This window comes from Microcystis panniformis FACHB-1757 (genome assembly GCF_001264245.1).
Classification (GTDB): domain Bacteria; phylum Cyanobacteriota; class Cyanobacteriia; order Cyanobacteriales; family Microcystaceae; genus Microcystis; species Microcystis panniformis.
Window position 1 is genome coordinate 2,118,411 of sequence record NZ_CP011339.1, and the last position, 17,134, is coordinate 2,135,544.

A 17,134-nucleotide genomic window follows, 5' to 3' on the forward strand; every position below is an offset into this window, starting at 1 on the left:
ATTGCAGTCATATCCCCGCAAAAAGATTAGGATTATCCGCGAATATAACCGAATATGCAAGATATAGAGCAAATCCGCCGCCAACTCATCGAACGCTACCAAAAATTATCGACACTAGATCAGGTGATCGTCCGTTTTTTTTCCCTAATCTATGAACCGATCGCCCGCAGCACTTTTCTAGACTGTTTAAATCAAGCTCATTACCGCGACGAGAACAACCGGCGATTTAACGGCCAAACCCTGAAATCCCATTTAGATCTCCTCCTAGAAGCGGAAGTGATCACCCAGGACAAAGGCTACGGGCCGCGCTGTCATCCCCTCCTCGTCGAGATTGCCAGCCGTGATAGCATTAGCAAGGGAGAATTCAAGCGTTTTGCCGAGATTATCAAGGCAAAACTGCCGCAGCCCCGAACTCGTTGGGATGAAAGCCTAGTTTTTCAGGGAAAAGAGCAATTAATCCGAGAAATCCGTCTGGCCATCTATCGTCAGGATTTCGACTCGGTCGAACAACAAATCGCCGATTATCAGAAAACCAGCTATTCTTCCCCAAAAACCAGCCTAGAAGACCTTCTTATCCTCATCTACGATAACCCCTTCGATGGGGATTGGTTACGGACGCAACCGACCAAATTTCAAGCCATAGCACTAAATAGCATTCTTGTCAAGGCTTTTGAAAAAATAACTCGCGCCGATGGGGCTTTTTCCCTCCTAGAAGAACTCTGTCAAGACCAGACCAGTGTTTCCGAAGCCCATTTGTGGCTCGAACAGGCAATCATCCGAGGACAAAGCGATAAAGTGCGTCGGTATCTCGATCGCCCCTTCCCGGAAAGCCAAGCAGCAGCAATCGGGGCGATACGGGGTTGGATTGCCTTTCTGGGCGGGGAAAACAGCAAAGCGATCCAAGAATATACCCTCGCCCTTAAAGCCCTAAAAAAAGCCAAAGGAAAACAAAAAATCTATTTTTCTTCGATTAGCGGCTTCTCCTTTATTTTCGCCCTCCTCAAAGAAGGAACCCCGAACGTCTCGCCGAGGCCGCCAGCTATACCAGTTGGGTGACGCGTCAAAACGATCATCCTTTCAGTCCTATCTATGCCCGTCTGGAAAAAATCATCGCTGCCCGTCAGGGAGATATGCAGGCCAAAGACGCAATCATCGACGCGACGATCAATCCCTACCAAATGGGCCAGGGTCTAGAGACTCTTATCTGTAGTATCTGTCTCTACTGGATGAGCAGCGACATCGCTAAAAAACATCTGCCCCGCCTACTCTTGCCCCTCTACAAAGATGCCAAGGCGGCCGGCTACCATTGGTTAGCCCTAGAAACCGGGGCCCTACTGTCCCGACTCGATCGAGCGCCGGAAGCGGAGGTGGTTATAAAATGGCATCTCCCTTCCCCCCTGGTAGATGCGATCGAACCCCAAGAAGCTTGGCAACTGTGCCTGAATGCCTTGACTAATCTGTGCGCGCCAACACCAACCCCGGGTAAATCTAACCCCGTCGTCCGCCTTGCTTGGTTTCTCACTATCCATTCCGAGGATTATTTCCTGCAACCAAAAGAACAGAAACTCGACGCGCGGGGTAATTGGAGTCGCGGCCGTCCCGTCTCCCTTAAACGTCTGCGAAAAACTGGAGAAATTGACTATTTAACCCCGCAAGACCTGAAAATTTGCGCCCATATCTTCGTGGAATCCAGTTACTATGGCCAGAACGAGTATCACTTTGAGCGCCGGGCCATTATCGAACTGATCGGTCATCCCCTGGTGTTCTGGGAAGATTCCCCCGGAACGCGGGTAGAAATCGTCGCTGGGGAACCGGAATTGCGAGTAAGAAAGGGAAAATCGGGTAAATTAATCCTGTCTTTACTGCCCGATCTCAGCGATCGCCAAGAAGTGCTGATTTGGAAAGAAACCCCCACTCGCGTTAAGGTAATCGAAGTCAAGCCGGAACACCGAAGCATCGCCGACATTATCGGCAAAAGCAACCGCCTAGAAGTCCCCGACAAGGGCCGGGAAAAAGTCCTGGCTGCGATCAATTCCCTGTCCGGGATAGTGACAGTACATTCCGATATCGGGGGAGGAAAAGCAGCCCGGTCAGTGGCAGCCGATAGTCAACCCCGGATTCATCTCTTACCGGCCGGAGAGGGTTTAAAAGTGGCGGTTCTCAGCCGTCCTTTTGGGGCAGCCGGTCCCTACTTCCAGCCTGGAAAAGGGGGAGAAACAGTAATCGCCGAGATCGAGGGGGAACGGCTGCAAACCACTAGGGATCTGGCCCTAGAGAAAAAACTGGCCCAAACAGCGATCGATTCTTGTCCGATCCTGATCAGTTTCGAGGAAGAAAATGGGGAATGGCGGCTAGAAAATCCAGAGGATTGTCTAGATCTACTGCTGGAATTGCGGGAATTAAGCGATAGCGTCCTTGTGGAATGGCCGGAAGGGGAAAAATGGCGGGTGACGCGTCAGCTTCGATTACAGGACCTACACCTAAATATCCACAGTCAACGGGATTGGTTTGCGGTCAGTGGGGAACTGCACCTAGAGGAGAAATCGGTGCTGAGTATGCAGGAGTTGATGAAATTGCTAGAGGGATCGCCGGGGCGGTTTATTCCCCTCGGAGATGGTCAATTTCTCGCCCTAACCGAGGCATTTCGGGAACGGTTACAGGAAATGCGCGCTTTCTCGGAAAAGTCCGGCGACGGTTTGCGGTTTCATCCCTTCGCTGCCCCGATTCTCTCGGAACTCAGCGAGGAAGTGGGACAACTCAAGGCCGATAAACGTTGGCGCGATAATTTACAACGCTTTCAGGAGAGTCAGGATTTTACCCCAGAAGTCCCCTCAACTCTACAGGCAGAATTGCGCGACTATCAACTGGAAGGCTTTCGCTGGTTAGCTAGGCTGGCCCAGTGGGGGGCCGGGGCCTGTTTGGCCGATGATATGGGATTAGGGAAAACTTTACAGGCCCTAGCAGTGATCCTAACCCGCGCCTCGGAGGGACCGACTTTAGCGATCGCCCCTACTTCAGTATGTTTGAACTGGATCAGTGAGGCGGAAAGGTTCGCACCTACCTTAAATATCATCCAATTGGGTACAGGCGATCGGCAAGCACTACTCGATCGACTGCAACCTTTTGATCTGTTGGTCTGTAGCTATGGGTTATTACAGCAGGAAGAAGTGGCTACCATGTTGGCCGGGGTGGAATGGCGAACAATCGTTCTCGATGAGGCCCAAGCGATTAAGAATTTCTCCACCAAGCGATCGAAAGCAGCGATGAATCTGCGGGGGGATTTTAAACTAATCACCACGGGAACACCGATCGAGAATCATTTAGGGGAATTATGGAATCTTTTCCGTTTTATCAACCCCGGATTGTTGGGATCCTTGGAAAGTTTTGATCGCCGTTTCGCCACCCCGATCGAAAAATACGGCGATAAAACCGCTCGCGAACAGTTAAAAAAACTGGTGCGGCCTTTCCTTCTCCGGCGCACTAAAAACCAAGTTCTGGCGGAATTACCGCCCCGTACCGAGATTTTAGTCCCGATCGAGTTAAGCGTCGAGGAGAAGGCGTTTTACGAGGCCTTACGGCGGCGTGCTTTGGAGAAATTAAGCGAGAGTGACAGTACCGCCGGAGCGAAACATCTCCAGGTACTGGCAGAGATTATGAAATTACGCCGGGCCTGCTGTCACCCGCAGTTAGTGGCTCCAGATTTGGATTTAGCCGGCTCGAAATTGTCCCGTTTCGGGGAAATTCTGGATGATTTATTGGATAATCAGCATAAAGCGTTGGTGTTTAGTCAATTTGTCGATCATTTAGCGATTATCCGCAGTTATCTCGATCAAAGACAGATAAAATATCAATACCTCGATGGTAGTACCCCAGCCAGCGATCGGCAGAAACAGGTGAAAGCGTTTCAAGCGGGGGAAGGGGACGTATTTTTAATTAGTTTAAAAGCCGGGGGGACAGGATTAAATCTCACCGCAGCCGATTATGTTATCCATCTTGATCCCTGGTGGAATCCCGCAGTGGAGGATCAGGCCTCCGATCGCGCTCACCGCATCGGCCAAAAACGTCCGGTGACGATTTATCGCTTAGTGGCCAAGGATACGATCGAGGAAAAAATTGTCGATCTGCACCACCATAAACGCGATCTCGCCGATAGTTTATTGGAGGGAACCGACGCCAGCGGCAAGCTATCCACTGACGAATTATTGCGCTTAATGGCCGAGGGATAGTAGGACTGCAAAGTTTTTCGTGGGGGCAGGGTGTGGGGTTTTACCGATTTTGAGGTAGTCAGTTACCTAATTTTCAGGGAAAAAGTCCAGGAATTTTACCCCCGATCCCTCCAATGGTCGGCACTTTTTGAGGGAAAAAAAGTCTAAAAACCTTGTTGGGGAGGAATAGATAATCAGTTTTTAATAACCGGATTTAGTATTAGACGGGGATTGGTTGGCCATGCCTATAGAAGCTTTTCTGGAAACCCGCCCATAAAAAAATTTTCACTATTTTATGCCAATTCAACTAACTTTATCTACCGTATAGATAGAGATTTTTCCTAGTAATTACCATCCTGATAATAACTACCTGAGATCGATCAAAATGGGATTTAATAAAAATAAGGCCGCATGACTAGCCATTTCTGCTGATAAATAAATCTTTTTATATTTAATAATCCCCGTTTCTAGAAAAGAATCCCTTAACATTGCTTTTGTCCCACTATTAAAATCCGCTTCGTAAAAAACTTCTTTAATTCCCGAAGAAATAATTAGTTTTAAACAGGAAATACAGGGTTCTAAAGTAACGTAAATACTAGCTCCTTGAGTAGAAATACCGTGTTTGGCCGCTTGAGCGATCGCATTAGCTTCGGCATGAATTGCCCGAGAGGGAATTTCTCCGGATTCTCGACAGGTTCCCAAACCGCGATAACAAAAACCCTGGGCAGTACAATGAACCGTTCCCGATGGAGAACCATTGTAACCCGTGGCTAAAACCTGCCGATCTTTGACAATTACCGCACCGACGGGAAAAGCTAAACAGGTGGATCTGGTGGCGGCTAATTTAGCGATCATTAAAAAGTATTCGTCCCAAGTCGGTCTTTTTTCTTCAGAGTTGATCACGGTTTCATACCAAGCTAGAAAAAGCAAAAAAGATGGGGTTCTCTCTGATAGCTTATCATTAGATGACCTCTAAAAATTAAGAACGGGATCAGGTTAATAATTCCTGTTGAATGCGACGCAAATTTTCGATTCTTGCCTCGGTGGATGGGTGAGTAGCGAATAAATTAGCCAGAAACTGCCCCGAAAAAGGACTGCTAATTAACAGGGGTTCAAAGGCAGGATTGGCATTTAAGGGCATTTGACGACCGATCAATTCTAAACGGGTTAAAGCCCTGGCTAAAGCTTCGGGATTCTCGGTCAAGCGAGCGGAACCAGCATCGGCCTCGAATTCTCTGGTACGAGAGATAGCCATCTGAATCACAGTGGCGGCAAGGGGGGCGAGAAAGATGGTAAGTAGCAAACCGATGGGATTGCCCCCTTGACGATGGCGAGAATTGCCAGCAAACAGGAAACCATAACTCAGCATTCTGGCGAGGTAGGAAATCGCCCCGGCAACGGTGGCCGCAACAGCTTGGGTTAAGGTATCCCGGTTACGCACATGAGTTAATTCGTGGGCGATAACTGCTTCTAATTCGTCGGCGGGCAGCAGGTTTAAAATCCCCTCGGTAACGGCGACGGCGGCGTGTTCGGGATCTCTGCCGGTGGCGAAAGCATTAGCGGCGGGGGTGGGGACGATATAGAGTTGCGGCGTGGGAATATTGGCTTGACGAGAGAGGTTTTCTACCATTTGGTAGAGTTCGGGGGCTTGTTGGCGGCTGACTGGTTGGGCTTGGTAAGCGGCCAGAGCAATGCGATCAGAATAGTACCAAGAACCGATATTAGTAATGGCGGCGATTACTAAACCAATTAAAGCACCGCCCTGACCACCGATCGCGTAGCCAATAGCGACAAGTAAACCGGCTAGTAAACCCAATAAAGCAACAGTTTTAAGCTGATTCATCTTTATTTATCCTAGTAAGTGAGAGGTATAAAAGATGTGGGGAGACCTTTCAGTTATCAGTAATCAGCAATCAGTAATCAGTGATCGGTGAATAATATTACTTAAAACTCATGACCTTAGTTAGTCAATAGTGGTTAGTGGTTAGTAGTCACCAGCCTCTTCTAACTACTCACTGCTCACTGCTCACTGATTAAGGACTAGCATAAAAACCGAAAAAAAGCTCTAAATTTAATAATAATTTAAATAATTTGACTGCTTGAGAATAATTGAGATTTTGGCTGATAGCCAAACCCTGACGGCTGGCCAAATAACAGAAATTCTTAAGAAGCTAAAGGGTTTAAATCCCCAGAGAGGGCATTGTAGAATAAAGCGGTTAGTTATCTACTAGAAGAGAGGACTTTTCCGTCCTAGCGACGCAATTCTCTGCAAATCTTGAACCCAAATTGCCAAGGAGACTGAATTTTAATGTCTGTTAATTTTCTGGGAGTGGGTTTGTTTCACCATCTCCTTACCCCTTATCTCGCCCTCCATATTCCCGACGGCTTTTTGAGTCCACCGGTGAGTCTATTTACTTGGATAATTGCCGTTGTCCTGATTGGCTTTTCTCTCAAAAAAGTGCGCGGCCACTACGCTGAACGGGCTGTACCTTTGATGGGAGTTTGTGCCGCCTTTATTTTTGCCGCCCAGATGATTAATTTTCCCATTCCGGGGGGAACCTCCGGACATTTGTTAGGGGGGACTCTGGCGGGGGTTCTGCTCGGTCCCTGGGCGGGTTCTCTGGTGATGGCGGTGGTTTTTATCGTTCAAGCTTTATTTTTTCAAGATGGCGGTTTAACGGTTTTAGGGGCGAATATCGTCAATATGGGTTTGATCGGGACGTTTGGCGGTTATTATCTCTATCTAGGGATTAGGAAAGCCCTTGGTTTTAATAGTTGGCGCAGTATGGCGATCGCTATTGCCGTAGCTGCTTGGACAAGTGTGGTGGTGGCGGCGTTAGCTTGCGCCCTGCAATTGGCTTTATCTGGCACTGTACCGCTTTTAGTCGCCCTTTTTGCCATGTTATCTTGGCATATCCTCATCGGTATCGGGGAAGCGGTGATTACGGTTTTCGCTGTCGGTTATATCTGGCGAACTCGTCCCGATCTCCTCTACGATCCGCCCCATTCCGTTAATACTTCTGTTTCCCCTGCCTACGCTTCTCGTCAATAAAGATTAGCCGATGAATATTCGCAGAAATAGCCAATTTTTTCTGATTGGCTTGGTATTATCCCTAATTATCGCCGTTTTTCTTTCTCCCTTTGCTAGTCCCGATCCCGACGGACTCGATCGAGTGGCGGAAGACTTACAATTTAGCCAAAAGGAAGAGCCTAACGCCCTTGGTAATCAATTACCCTCCGCCCGAATTTTTGATGGTTATGCCCTCAAAGGTGTTCCCGAAGGTGTCGCCACTCCCCTCGCCGGTTTTCTGGGAACTCTTGCCACTTTCGGCATCGCTTGGGGTATCGGTAAATTAGTGATTGCAAAATCCCAAAATCAGGAGTAAGTAGATAGGAGTCGAGAAGTGGGGCATTTAGCTGAAATTTCCCTAAACCCCTATATCCCTATATCCCCTTTCTAACTGATAAGTAGGGAGGCACAATTATTGGTAGGATGGGTTAGCGGTAGCGTAAACTATGCGGGCGTTGGGTTTCATGCTTCAACCCAACCTTCAAGGGGTGACAGAGGGGCTACAAGCTAGATAGAGCGGGGGGTCTAGCCAAACGACCCCCTAAAGAAATAGAGTGGTTAGGACAACCACTCAAAATTTTAAAATGTTACCTTCATTCTATCAGGCTTGTTTACAGGCGAACCTTAGCGAGGCGAGCTATTTGACCTTACAGCTCCTAATCCTGCTCTTACAAAGTCATCGGATAGTCCAACTAGAGAAACTGGCCGCTCTTTTCCCGCAACCGATAACCTTTGAAAGTAGAAGACGGAATTTGCAGAGATTTCTTAAGCTCCCGCAACTAAACGTGAAACTCTTGTGGTTTCCTTTGATCAAACAGATCGTCAAGCTAGAATTTAGCGGAAAAAATAAAAATCGAGAGCCAAGAAGAAGGCTCAAAAAACTGAAACACGCGGGAAGATTATTAGTCGTCATAGATAGAACCGATTGGAAGGGTAGAAATTTATTCGTCGCCAGTGTGATTTGTGGTCGGAGAGCTTTGCCCGTATATTGGGTGTTACTGAATAAAAAAGGAAGTAGCGCTCTCGGGGAACCGAAAAAATTCCTCAAGCCAGTCTTAGGGTTGTTGAAACCCTATCCGCTCGTCGTAATGGGAGACCGTGAATTTCAGTCAGCGCAATTAGGGAAGTGGCTTGACGACAGAGGTGTAGCTTTTATCTTCCGTCAAAAGAAAAGTACCTACACGCGATTGAAAGATGGAGAAAACTATCAAGCCCTTTCCGAGTTAGAACCGAACCGGGGCGAGCGAAACTTCTTTCGGGGAGTGACCCACACGAAAAGCCATGAGATCGAGGGGTTCAACCTAGCAACTTATGGGAAAAGAGGTTATCGAACTAAAGGGTCTAAAGAGCCTTGGTATTTATTGACCAACCTAGAATCTTTAGAGATAACTCTCAAGTTATATAAATCTCGATTGGGAGCATCTCATTTACGCAATGAGTAATTATACTTAGCCTAAAAGCCACTCTTAATCGTGTCTTGGAACGAAATAGAGGCTTTTAAAGACTGCGTACATGGAGAATTAAAACAAGAATTACCCTCGAAAAGCCTATTTTTCCACTAAGTATTTATGCTCATTGCAAAGGTGAGATGCTCCCTCTCGATTCGGGATTGAAGCGATGTTCAAAGATTGTCAAACGGGAGGATATAATCTTGAAAAAACGAAAGTGAGCGAGCCTCGCTTTCTCGCCTTAATTTTATTAATCGCTATCGCTTACTCTTTGAATACAACCCGTGGTCAAAATCTCAAGAAATCGGGAACTCGCGATTATATTTGTCGCTCCAAAGAAGCGAAACGCGGTCCGGAAAGACATAGCGATTTTTGGATAGGTACTTATGGGAGCTTCTGGATCGAGTCGATGGACGCGTACTCGGAACTCGCCTTTTCTTTGATCCGCCTCAAGCCAGGAAAACACCCCGATTTTTCTAGGGGTCTAACGGCTATGCGCCTTATCCAGCAAGCCTTTTAGTCGCCTTGTCACCCCTTGAAGACAATCGCTACTTTCATCTTATATTTAACTCCACCCACCCACTTAATATCGGGTTAGAAGATATTTCTAGCCCGATTTTTGCTGTTGACTATTTAGGGTTTGCTGAATAAATCTAAAAACCTTGTTGGATAATATTTTGGTTCTTCGGTTTGTGTTATGCAATGGAGGGGGGTTATAAAGGATAAAACCCTTACATAGAAAGACATTGCTGCGGTTTTTGTCAATTGTTTTTTATCTAGAGCGAACTAATAAATTGAGTCTCTTGCCAGATAAGGATTTAGTCGATTTATGCCCCCCTATCGAACCATACCAAGTAACGAAGAACCCCAAAAGTAAAAGCGATCACTATCAGGTAAAATGATAAGTGACCGGCAACTTTTAAAATATATGTTGAGCTTAATAGAAAAACTGAAACAAGTCAAGGACTTTCGGAAAGATCAAGGAAAAAGACACCCTTTATGGATAGTATTAGTAGTAATAATACTGGGAACAATGCTAGGATACTCAGGTTAGAGAGAGCTAGGAGAGTTGGCTAAAAATAATCGGCACAGGCTCAGTCAAGAATTTAACATAATTCCAGAAAGAGTCCCATCCTCTTCAACAATTAGAAGGGTAATGATGGGAGTTGACTGGCAGAGTTTGTTAAAAATGTTTAAGGAATGGGCCTTAGAAGAATATGGACAAAGAGATGATATAAATTGGCTAGGGATGGATGGAAAAAGTCTCAAAAACACCCGAAAGAATCCCAACAATGAACAACAAAATTTTATCATGTTTGTCTCATTGTTTAGTCAAGAAAGTGGCTTGGTATTACACCTAAAAAGAATCGAAAACAAAAAAGGGTCTGAAATCGACGAAGGTCAAGCTATAATTGAAGATTGCTCTCTCCAAAATAAAGTTTTTACTGGGGATGCTTTACACTGTCAGAAAAAAACAATCAGCTTAATAGCCAAGAGTAAAAATGATTATGTTAAGTAGGTAGGCACAATTATTTGTAGGATGGGTTAGCGGTAGCGTAACCCATGCGGGCGTTGGGTTTCATGCTTCAACCCAACCTACGTTCATTTTATATTTAATTCCACCCACCTACTTATCACCGTTAAAGGAAATCAGAAAAATCTTTATAAGCGAATACAAGACCTGAGTAATTCCTCAAAGCCAGAAAGTTGCTTTCTTGAACAAGATAATAGTCATGGACGAAAAATATCAAGAAAAATAGAAGTTTTTAAAGTGAGGAACAATGAAAGACAAGGGTTTGAAAATCTGCGAAGCTGACTGACGGACACATTTTTCAATACAAAGACAAGTACTGTTATGTGAAAGCCTCAAACTCCTGAATAAAAGAAAAGGTAATTTTGCCATAATAATCCTGACGAGCTTTGCGAGAAGCAAAACAGGGAAAAGGGTCAACAGAAAATAAGTGGTCAAGTCGCAAGAAGGGACGCGCCTTATGAACAACTCCCGCCAGCCAACGTCAACCAATTTTCAAATAACTCAAACCACGCCGAAAATGAGCATCAACCTGACGGCGAGAGCCAGATTGTTGAACCGCCATGCCAGTTAAAGTAGCAAAGAGAATAGAAATGGCAACAATGAGATAGAGACGTTCTAAACAAGCAGCAGAGCGAACACGAGAATGTTCCCAGTCAAAAACGCCCGATTTACTGCCCTTGAAAGAGATGTTCAATGGGAAAACGAAGACCATACTGCCAGAAGGTGTCAAGGGTAGGAGGTTCATCGCTCAGAATTGCCCAATTATCCTTAACCCCTGGAACAGAGGCTAAAGCAAGATGAGCAGTGATTCTAGCCTCCTGCCAGACTTGAACGTTGCGATCAAAGCAGGCTTGCCGTTTGGGAGGATAGAGTTCTCTGACCTCATAGCCAAAACCCCGACGGCGAACACCGTAAATGAGGGTATCGCAAGGTAAGCGAAGACACCAATGCCAAGTATTTTTCCTGAGCCATTGAATTAATTGCTGATTGGCAAAGCCTCGGTCGGCTAACAGCATGACATTCTCAAAGCCCTGAAGATAGCCTTTGGCTCTGTCCAACAAGGGTTCGTATTTCTCAAAAGCTAGGCTGGCACTACCATGTTCTAATCCCATCCACATCAAGGGGACGGCTCTCCCCCCGCAGACCACCGCTAGATAGACAAAGCAGTATTGATTCCACAACAGAGTGGTATCTATTGCTAGATACAGTCTTTCCCCCTTCTCCTTCCAAGTCTCGATGGCTTTCAATATTAAGGGGATGTATATCTTTTCCACCGCTACTCTTCCATTCTGGCAAAAGCGATTCCACCGTCTCTGATAACTATTGGCTTGTTCGGCTCTGCTTTGTACAAAGGGTTCCCATCTGGCTTGATTGAGACTTTGACTACTGAGTAGGGCTGTCACCATCCAACTGAGGACGGTTAAATGTCTTTTATCCACAAATCGGCTTCCTTGTTCTAGATAGGAATAAACTTGGGAGAAGATTCTGTTCTCGGTTTTCATCTTGTAGGGATTCTTGCTTTTTCCCTATCTACCCAGATATTTTTCTTTTTGGCAACCCTTGTCTTGTCAGGTTTTGACCCACTTGTGTCCGTCAGTCAGGCTTACTATATCAGTAGCCTAACTGAATCCGCTCAAGTATTTGCTAAAATTATTCGAGGACATTGGAAAATAGAAAATCAGTTACATTGGGTAAAAGATGTAATTTTTGAGGAAGATAAAAGCGAGATAAGTGATTTTCAAGCGGCCAGCAATTGGTCAATTCTCACAACTATAGGATTGAATCTTTTCAGAGGTTTGGGTTTTCTCTCAATAACAGAGGGACAGAGGTGGTTAGCTGAACGTTGGGAAAAACTGATAGTTTTATCGACGTAAGAAGCAGAAAAATTATCTAAATTAACAGGATGTACTCTCAGAAAATTTCAAGAGAGATAGGCTTTTAGTGGCTTGGGAACAAGCTTTATCAATTTATTCATAATAAACATTGGCAGAGGATTAAAGATTAGTTATTGTGACTAACTCTTTTGATTAGAGAAAGATAAACGTGAGAATCTTCAGTCAAATTTATTGACTCAAAATCAGCTGTACTTAATTTAAATGAATCAACCCTAGGGTTGGGGGGCGGCGTGGTACTTCTAAATATACTCGATTGCCTAATATTGACAAATCTCTGACTAGATTATACTCTGTCTGATTGATTCTGTCCAAGGTTTGATGGCAATTCGGACATTCAATTGTTTCATTTAAAAGAGCGAGCTTTAGGAAAATTGTCTGAGCAATTTTTTGATAATTGACCACTGTTACATTTGGTAAATCGGCTCTTCTCGACTTTGTGTGATAATTTTTGCTTATGGAATCGTGAAATGTTTACTGGGAAAGACTTTTAGGACTATTTTGCGGATATTCTATCAGTATAGACCTAGTTTCCACACAGAAACCAGAAGAGCCGTAAATCGAGGAGTTGATCAAAATTTATCCACATAACCCACCTCCTGTTCTGTGTTACTGTTATACCATGCTCACACAGAACCTAGAAGAGCCAAGGATTGAAAGCCTTGTAAATCAAGACCAAAAATATAGTTGCACACGGGTATTAGATAATAAACTATATCTTCCGGCAAAAATCCCCCTCTTTGGGGAGAAGGGGAAAAGCCAAACCAAGATTAACCCTGCACCATCACCGAGGCAGCCGCAGCCACACCGGCACCGGGGGTGACACCTTCGACACCTAACTCGATTAAAGTCGCTTCAATGGCAGCGATAACCGTGAGGATATCCCTCTCACTAGCAAAACCTAAATGACCGATACGGAAGATTTTACCCTTGAGGTGATCCTGACCACCAGCCACAGCGATGTCGAACTTTTTATTGAGAGTCGAGCGAATTTTTTCCGCATCCACCAGAGTGGGGGCCACCGCAGTAATCGCCGTGGAAGCCCAGGAATCCGCCGCATAGAGGGGCAAATCCAGGGCGCGCATACCTGCCCGCGTCATCTGCGTTAAGCGTTGGTGACGGGCGAAAATTGCCGCTAATCCCTCCCTTCTCATCATTTGCAGAGAAGCTTGTAAACCGTACATCAGGTTAACTGGAGGGGTAAAGGGGGAACTATCCTCATCGGTGGCTTTTTTGTATTTGCCCAAATCTAGATAAAAACGGGGCAGTTTGGCGGTTTCGTAGGCTTTCCAAGCTTTTTTGCTTACGGAAACAAAACCTAAACCGGGAGGAATCATATAACCTTTCTGGGAACCAGAACCGACCACATCTAAACCCCATTCGTCGATGGGAATATGATAAGCTCCTAAACTGGTGACAGCATCGACGATAATTAAAGCTTCCCCGTGGTCTTTTACCGCTTTGTTAATGCTTTCCAAGTCATTGAGAACCCCGGTGGAAGTTTCTGAATGGGTGATAATTACCGCTTTGATGGCTTTTTCCTTGTCTTCGGTCAGTTTAGCGGTGAATGCCTCTGTATCTAGGGGTTTACCCCATTCTGCCTTAACTAGATCCACATTTAAGCCGTAGGCTTTTGCGACTTTCCCCCAACGTTCCCCAAATTTACCATTATCCCCCACCAAAACTCGATCGCCGGGGCTGAGAAAATTAATAATTCCCGCTTCCATGACACCGGTTCCCGAAGCGGTTAACATTAAGACATCGCCACTGGTTTGATGCAACCATTTAAGATTTTCGGTTAATTCGGCGATTACCTTGCTAAAAGCACCCGTCCGATGACCTATAGGTGCTTTAGCCATAGCCAATAATACCGCTTCCGGCACTGGTGTGGGGCCGGGAATCATCAACATATTTTTATTTTCCATGGTTCGTCCTCTCTCGTTGGGCCATATTTAACAAAGATAAAAAACCAAATCTCGATCGCATCAATTCTGAGGAGATGATTTAAGATTCGGCAAACTCTGATTATATCCCGGTACTCAGTCTTCAGGAGATAGGAGTCAGTCCCGATGCCAAAGTTGGCACCGCCAAACATGAAAATATTCTGCTCCTAAATCCAGTTATTAAAAACTGATTATTTATTCCCCCTTTTGCAGGAGTGCCTCTCCTGATATGTAGCCTATACTCAAGGGATGGCCGTATTACTTCAGAGCTGATTACTCAATCCAAGCTTTTGGGGGGTTCTACCCCCCAAACCCCTAGGGTTGATTCATAGTAGGGTTGATTCATGAATCAACCCTACCCACTTCCCCACTTCCTAACTCCTATTCCCGATTTTCAAAGAGTTTCTGGATACCGAGGGCAGCATCGGGCAGTTTTACCAAAGATTCGCCGATTAGAACCGCATTTGCTCCCGCTTGCTTCACTGTGGCTAGATCTGTTGCTGTGTGTAATCCCGATTCGCTGACGATCAGAATACCTTTTTCTCGCACCTTTTCGCCCCTGGCTTCTAGTAATTGGCGAGTATTGTCTAAATCGACTTTAAATGTCTCTAAATTGCGGTTATTGATGCCGATTAGTTCGATTCCCTCAATGGCTAACACTCGATCGAATTCGGCCAGACTATGCACCTCTACCAAAGCTGTCATCCCTAAACCCTTGACAATTTTGACAAAATATGCTAGGTCTTGATCGCTTAAAATAGCGGCAATTAAAAGGACAGCATCGGCTCCTTTAGAGCGAGCGTAGTAGATTTGATAGGGATAAAGGATAAATTCTTTGCATAATAGGGGTAAAGATACCGCTTGCCGGACGAGGCTAAGATTTTCGTAACTACCTTGAAAAAACTTACTATCGGTTAAAACCGATAAACAAGTGGCTCCTCCCTGTTCATAGGCACGCGCGATCGCTACAGGATCAAAATCTTCCAGGATAACTCCCTTGCTCGGGGAAGCTTTTTTGACTTCGGCAATCAAAGCGGGTTGGGTTTTACCCTGTTTTAAGGCGGCTAAAAAGTCGCAAGGTGGCGCAGTATTGGCTATTTTTTGGCGTAATTCTAATAAAGGCAACCTTTCGCGCAATTTATCGACTTCGATCTCTTTATGCCAAACGATTTCTTCTAAAATATTTTGTGGTTGTGCCTCTGGCACTTTCACCACATAACTCAAACTCTCAACTTTAACGGCAGGATTGGGGTGTTTTCTTCGGATCTGCATTTTTTCACTGTCCAGAGCGTGAACAGTGATTAGTTTAACAGTGATTAGTTATCGGGAATTGAAATAGAGACGGGGAAAACCACGTCTCTACAGACATTTAACTCTACTTGTGTGGATATTGCCAGTCTTCACCGAAAGGCTATTGCATAGCTTCGATCGAACGTTCTAAAATTTTATCTTGAAGTTTTTCGTCTTCTTGACGATTTTCGGTTAATAAAACCCGCGCTTTCGCAGTTTCTGCCTCCCCTTCCCCTAAAAGCTCCTCTGTACGAGTTAAGACGTTTTCTTCGAGCATTCCTTCTGCTTGTCGCTCTTGGGTTAGATTAAGACGTGCTTTTTCTTCAATATTCATAAATTTATCCCTGCCACAGGTGCGATCAACTTCTACCTTCAGTCTGACACAAATTTACTATTCTGTATCATTAACTACAGAAAAATTTAGAATCTTACCAGCGAAACCGAGATTTAGGTATTTGTTCTCATTCCTTAAATAGACAGGGATCGATCGACCTCAAGCTATACAATAAAACCTATGGAACAATTCCCCAGCTTAATCAAGCCCGTATATCGGGGTAATTAAGTAGGGAGGCACAATTATTTGTAGGATGGGTTAGCGGTAGCGTAACATAATCGGGCGTTGGGTTTCATGCTTCAACCCAACCTACGTTCATCTTATATTTAATTCCACCCACCCACTTAATTATCGATTGCCTAAACCAAGAGATTTCTTGACAGTATCCGATTCTATCGTAATATCCTATTTGCACAGCTTATGACCAAAGGTAATTTAAACGATCTCATCCGTACAGAAGCTAATAAAGAGGTAGAATCCCAAACCTCTCCTTCTCCCAAACGTCCGAAGGAAACAAACGCCACCCTACAGGCAAAAATTAACGACTTGACAACAGAGTTAGAAAAAACCGAGAAAAATCAGCAAACTCTCCAAGAAAAGGTGATTTCTCTGGAAAAAGAACTTCAAGAACATCTGGAACTCTCTGTCAGGTTACAGCAGTTACAACAACAGACCGAGCAGTTAGAATCTGTCCTCTTGGAAAAAACTACTTTGGTGGCACAATTATCGAGTCAATTAAGTCAATCCCAGACGGAATTAACCGAGAAAAAACAGTTAATTGAAAAACTATCGAGTCAATTAAGTAAGACAGAAACAGAACTGACTGAGAAAAAACAGTTAATTGAAAAATTATCGAGTCAATTAAGTCAATCCCAGACGGAATTAACCGAGAAAAAACAGTTAATTGAAAAATTATATAATCAAATTAAAACCCTAGAAAATAGTCCCCCCCCACCCCTGAACCCTCACCAATTAGCAAACCTGCGCCGAAGAAACCCAGTCTTTATAACTTTGAAATGGCAACTTTAGCCCGTTATATTGCCCCCAATCCTACCCCCACAGAGTTAACGGATTCCGAAATCGGTTGGTTCGATTAATTATGGCTAGTAAAAATCAAGAACAACAACATCCACAGGAAAGACTAGATCGCCCGATTGTTGATCAGCTGCTGCAATCAGAACCCAATGATTTAAACTTAGCTGAATGCGCTCGTTTACGCATACGTTATCAAAACTTTCCGGGAGCAAGAGAAATCCAAAGAGATTTAGATTTAATCCTAGAAAAATGGCAGTTAGATGAAGCTAGTTTATGGGCAAAAACTCGACAACTGCACAGTCACGGACAAGTGTATCAAATTCGCCAAAGCGAGGAGCAACAGGATTGGAGTTAAATTGCAGCAGTTATCTTAGTGATGCGAG

At 44.9% G+C, this 17,134-nt stretch carries 12 protein-coding genes and 6 pseudogenes; 10 read left to right on the forward strand and 8 right to left on the reverse strand.

Going from position 1 to position 17,134, the window contains the following annotated elements:
- Nucleotides 1-54: 54 nt before the first annotated feature.
- Nucleotides 55-4,226 (forward strand): annotated as a pseudogene (locus VL20_RS10185) (DEAD/DEAH box helicase).
- Between the two features lie 345 nt (nucleotides 4,227-4,571).
- Here VL20_RS10185 and VL20_RS10190 read toward each other — a convergent pair.
- Together VL20_RS10190 and VL20_RS10195 are read right to left on the reverse strand one after the other, a co-directional pair.
- Nucleotides 4,572-5,108 (reverse strand): deoxycytidylate deaminase, encoded by a 537-nt coding sequence (locus tag VL20_RS10190; protein ID WP_052278434.1) that lies wholly within the window; start codon nucleotides 5,106-5,108, stop codon nucleotides 4,572-4,574.
- Nucleotides 5,109-5,196: 88 nt separating this feature from the next.
- A complete protein-coding gene (locus VL20_RS10195; RefSeq protein ID WP_052276434.1) occupies nucleotides 5,197-6,048 on the reverse strand; it encodes a zinc metalloprotease HtpX in 852 nt (283 codons plus the stop codon).
- A 465-nt stretch (nucleotides 6,049-6,513) separates the two neighbouring features.
- Here VL20_RS10195 and VL20_RS10200 point away from each other — a divergent pair, with 465 nt between their 5' ends.
- The 6 genes and pseudogenes from VL20_RS10200 to VL20_RS28050 form a co-directional block, all read left to right on the forward strand.
- Nucleotides 6,514-7,257: an energy-coupling factor ABC transporter permease gene (locus VL20_RS10200; RefSeq protein WP_052276435.1), complete on the forward strand. Its 744-nt coding sequence runs from the start codon at nucleotides 6,514-6,516 to the stop codon at nucleotides 7,255-7,257.
- Nucleotides 7,258-7,267: 10 nt separating this feature from the next.
- Nucleotides 7,268-7,591: a PDGLE domain-containing protein gene (locus VL20_RS10205; RefSeq protein WP_052276436.1), complete on the forward strand. Its 324-nt coding sequence runs from the start codon at nucleotides 7,268-7,270 to the stop codon at nucleotides 7,589-7,591.
- 268 nt (nucleotides 7,592-7,859) lie between these two features.
- Nucleotides 7,860-8,717, forward strand: a complete 858-nt coding sequence (locus VL20_RS10210) for an IS4 family transposase (RefSeq protein WP_284526085.1) — start codon at nucleotides 7,860-7,862, stop codon at nucleotides 8,715-8,717.
- A gap of 175 nt (nucleotides 8,718-8,892) precedes the next feature.
- Nucleotides 8,893-9,243 carry a hypothetical protein gene (locus VL20_RS10215; RefSeq protein WP_284526086.1) on the forward strand — a complete coding sequence of 117 codons (351 nt, stop codon included), beginning with the start codon at nucleotides 8,893-8,895 and terminating at the stop codon, nucleotides 9,241-9,243.
- A gap of 408 nt (nucleotides 9,244-9,651) precedes the next feature.
- Nucleotides 9,652-10,236, forward strand: a pseudogene (locus VL20_RS28045) (ISAs1 family transposase); the annotation flags it as partial.
- 120 nt (nucleotides 10,237-10,356) lie between these two features.
- Nucleotides 10,357-10,533: pseudogene (locus VL20_RS28050) on the forward strand (ISAs1 family transposase); the annotation flags it as partial.
- A 205-nt stretch (nucleotides 10,534-10,738) separates the two neighbouring features.
- On the opposite strand, the gene VL20_RS32525 reads toward VL20_RS28050, so the two are convergent.
- The gene (locus VL20_RS32525) at nucleotides 10,739-10,951 is read right to left on the reverse strand and encodes a hypothetical protein (protein WP_052275239.1); all 213 of its coding nucleotides are present in this window, start codon (nucleotides 10,949-10,951) and stop codon (nucleotides 10,739-10,741) included.
- Nucleotides 10,926-11,759 carry a transposase gene (locus tag VL20_RS10225; RefSeq protein WP_284525807.1) on the reverse strand — a complete coding sequence of 278 codons (834 nt, stop codon included), beginning with the start codon at nucleotides 11,757-11,759 and terminating at the stop codon, nucleotides 10,926-10,928. Before VL20_RS10225 ends, VL20_RS32525 begins: the two co-directional genes overlap by 26 nt.
- A gap of 99 nt (nucleotides 11,760-11,858) precedes the next feature.
- On the opposite strand from VL20_RS10225, the pseudogene VL20_RS10230 reads away from it, so the two are divergent.
- Nucleotides 11,859-12,131: pseudogene (locus VL20_RS10230) on the forward strand (ISAs1 family transposase); the annotation flags it as partial.
- 246 nt (nucleotides 12,132-12,377) lie between these two features.
- On the opposite strand, the pseudogene VL20_RS28055 reads toward VL20_RS10230, so the two are convergent.
- From VL20_RS28055 to VL20_RS10250, 4 genes and pseudogenes are all read right to left on the reverse strand, one after another.
- A pseudogene (locus tag VL20_RS28055) lies at nucleotides 12,378-12,608 on the reverse strand (transposase family protein); the annotation flags it as partial.
- 311 nt (nucleotides 12,609-12,919) lie between these two features.
- Nucleotides 12,920-14,074, reverse strand: a complete 1,155-nt coding sequence (locus tag VL20_RS10235) for a pyridoxal-phosphate-dependent aminotransferase family protein (protein ID WP_052276437.1) — start codon at nucleotides 14,072-14,074, stop codon at nucleotides 12,920-12,922.
- Nucleotides 14,075-14,473: 399 nt separating this feature from the next.
- On the reverse strand, nucleotides 14,474-15,364 hold the full coding sequence (gene trpC, locus VL20_RS10245; RefSeq protein ID WP_052276439.1) for an indole-3-glycerol phosphate synthase TrpC: 891 nt from the start codon (nucleotides 15,362-15,364) through the stop codon (nucleotides 14,474-14,476).
- Nucleotides 15,365-15,503: 139 nt separating this feature from the next.
- Nucleotides 15,504-15,716: a hypothetical protein gene (locus VL20_RS10250; protein ID WP_002735306.1), complete on the reverse strand. Its 213-nt coding sequence runs from the start codon at nucleotides 15,714-15,716 to the stop codon at nucleotides 15,504-15,506.
- 420 nt (nucleotides 15,717-16,136) lie between these two features.
- On the opposite strand from VL20_RS10250, the pseudogene VL20_RS10255 reads away from it, so the two are divergent.
- Both VL20_RS10255 and VL20_RS10260 read left to right on the forward strand, forming a co-directional pair.
- Nucleotides 16,137-16,813, forward strand: a pseudogene (locus tag VL20_RS10255) (hypothetical protein).
- 2 nt (nucleotides 16,814-16,815) lie between these two features.
- The gene (locus tag VL20_RS10260) at nucleotides 16,816-17,106 is read left to right on the forward strand and encodes a DUF3288 family protein (RefSeq protein ID WP_046662919.1); all 291 of its coding nucleotides are present in this window, start codon (nucleotides 16,816-16,818) and stop codon (nucleotides 17,104-17,106) included.
- The last annotated feature ends 28 nt before the right edge of the window (nucleotides 17,107-17,134 follow it).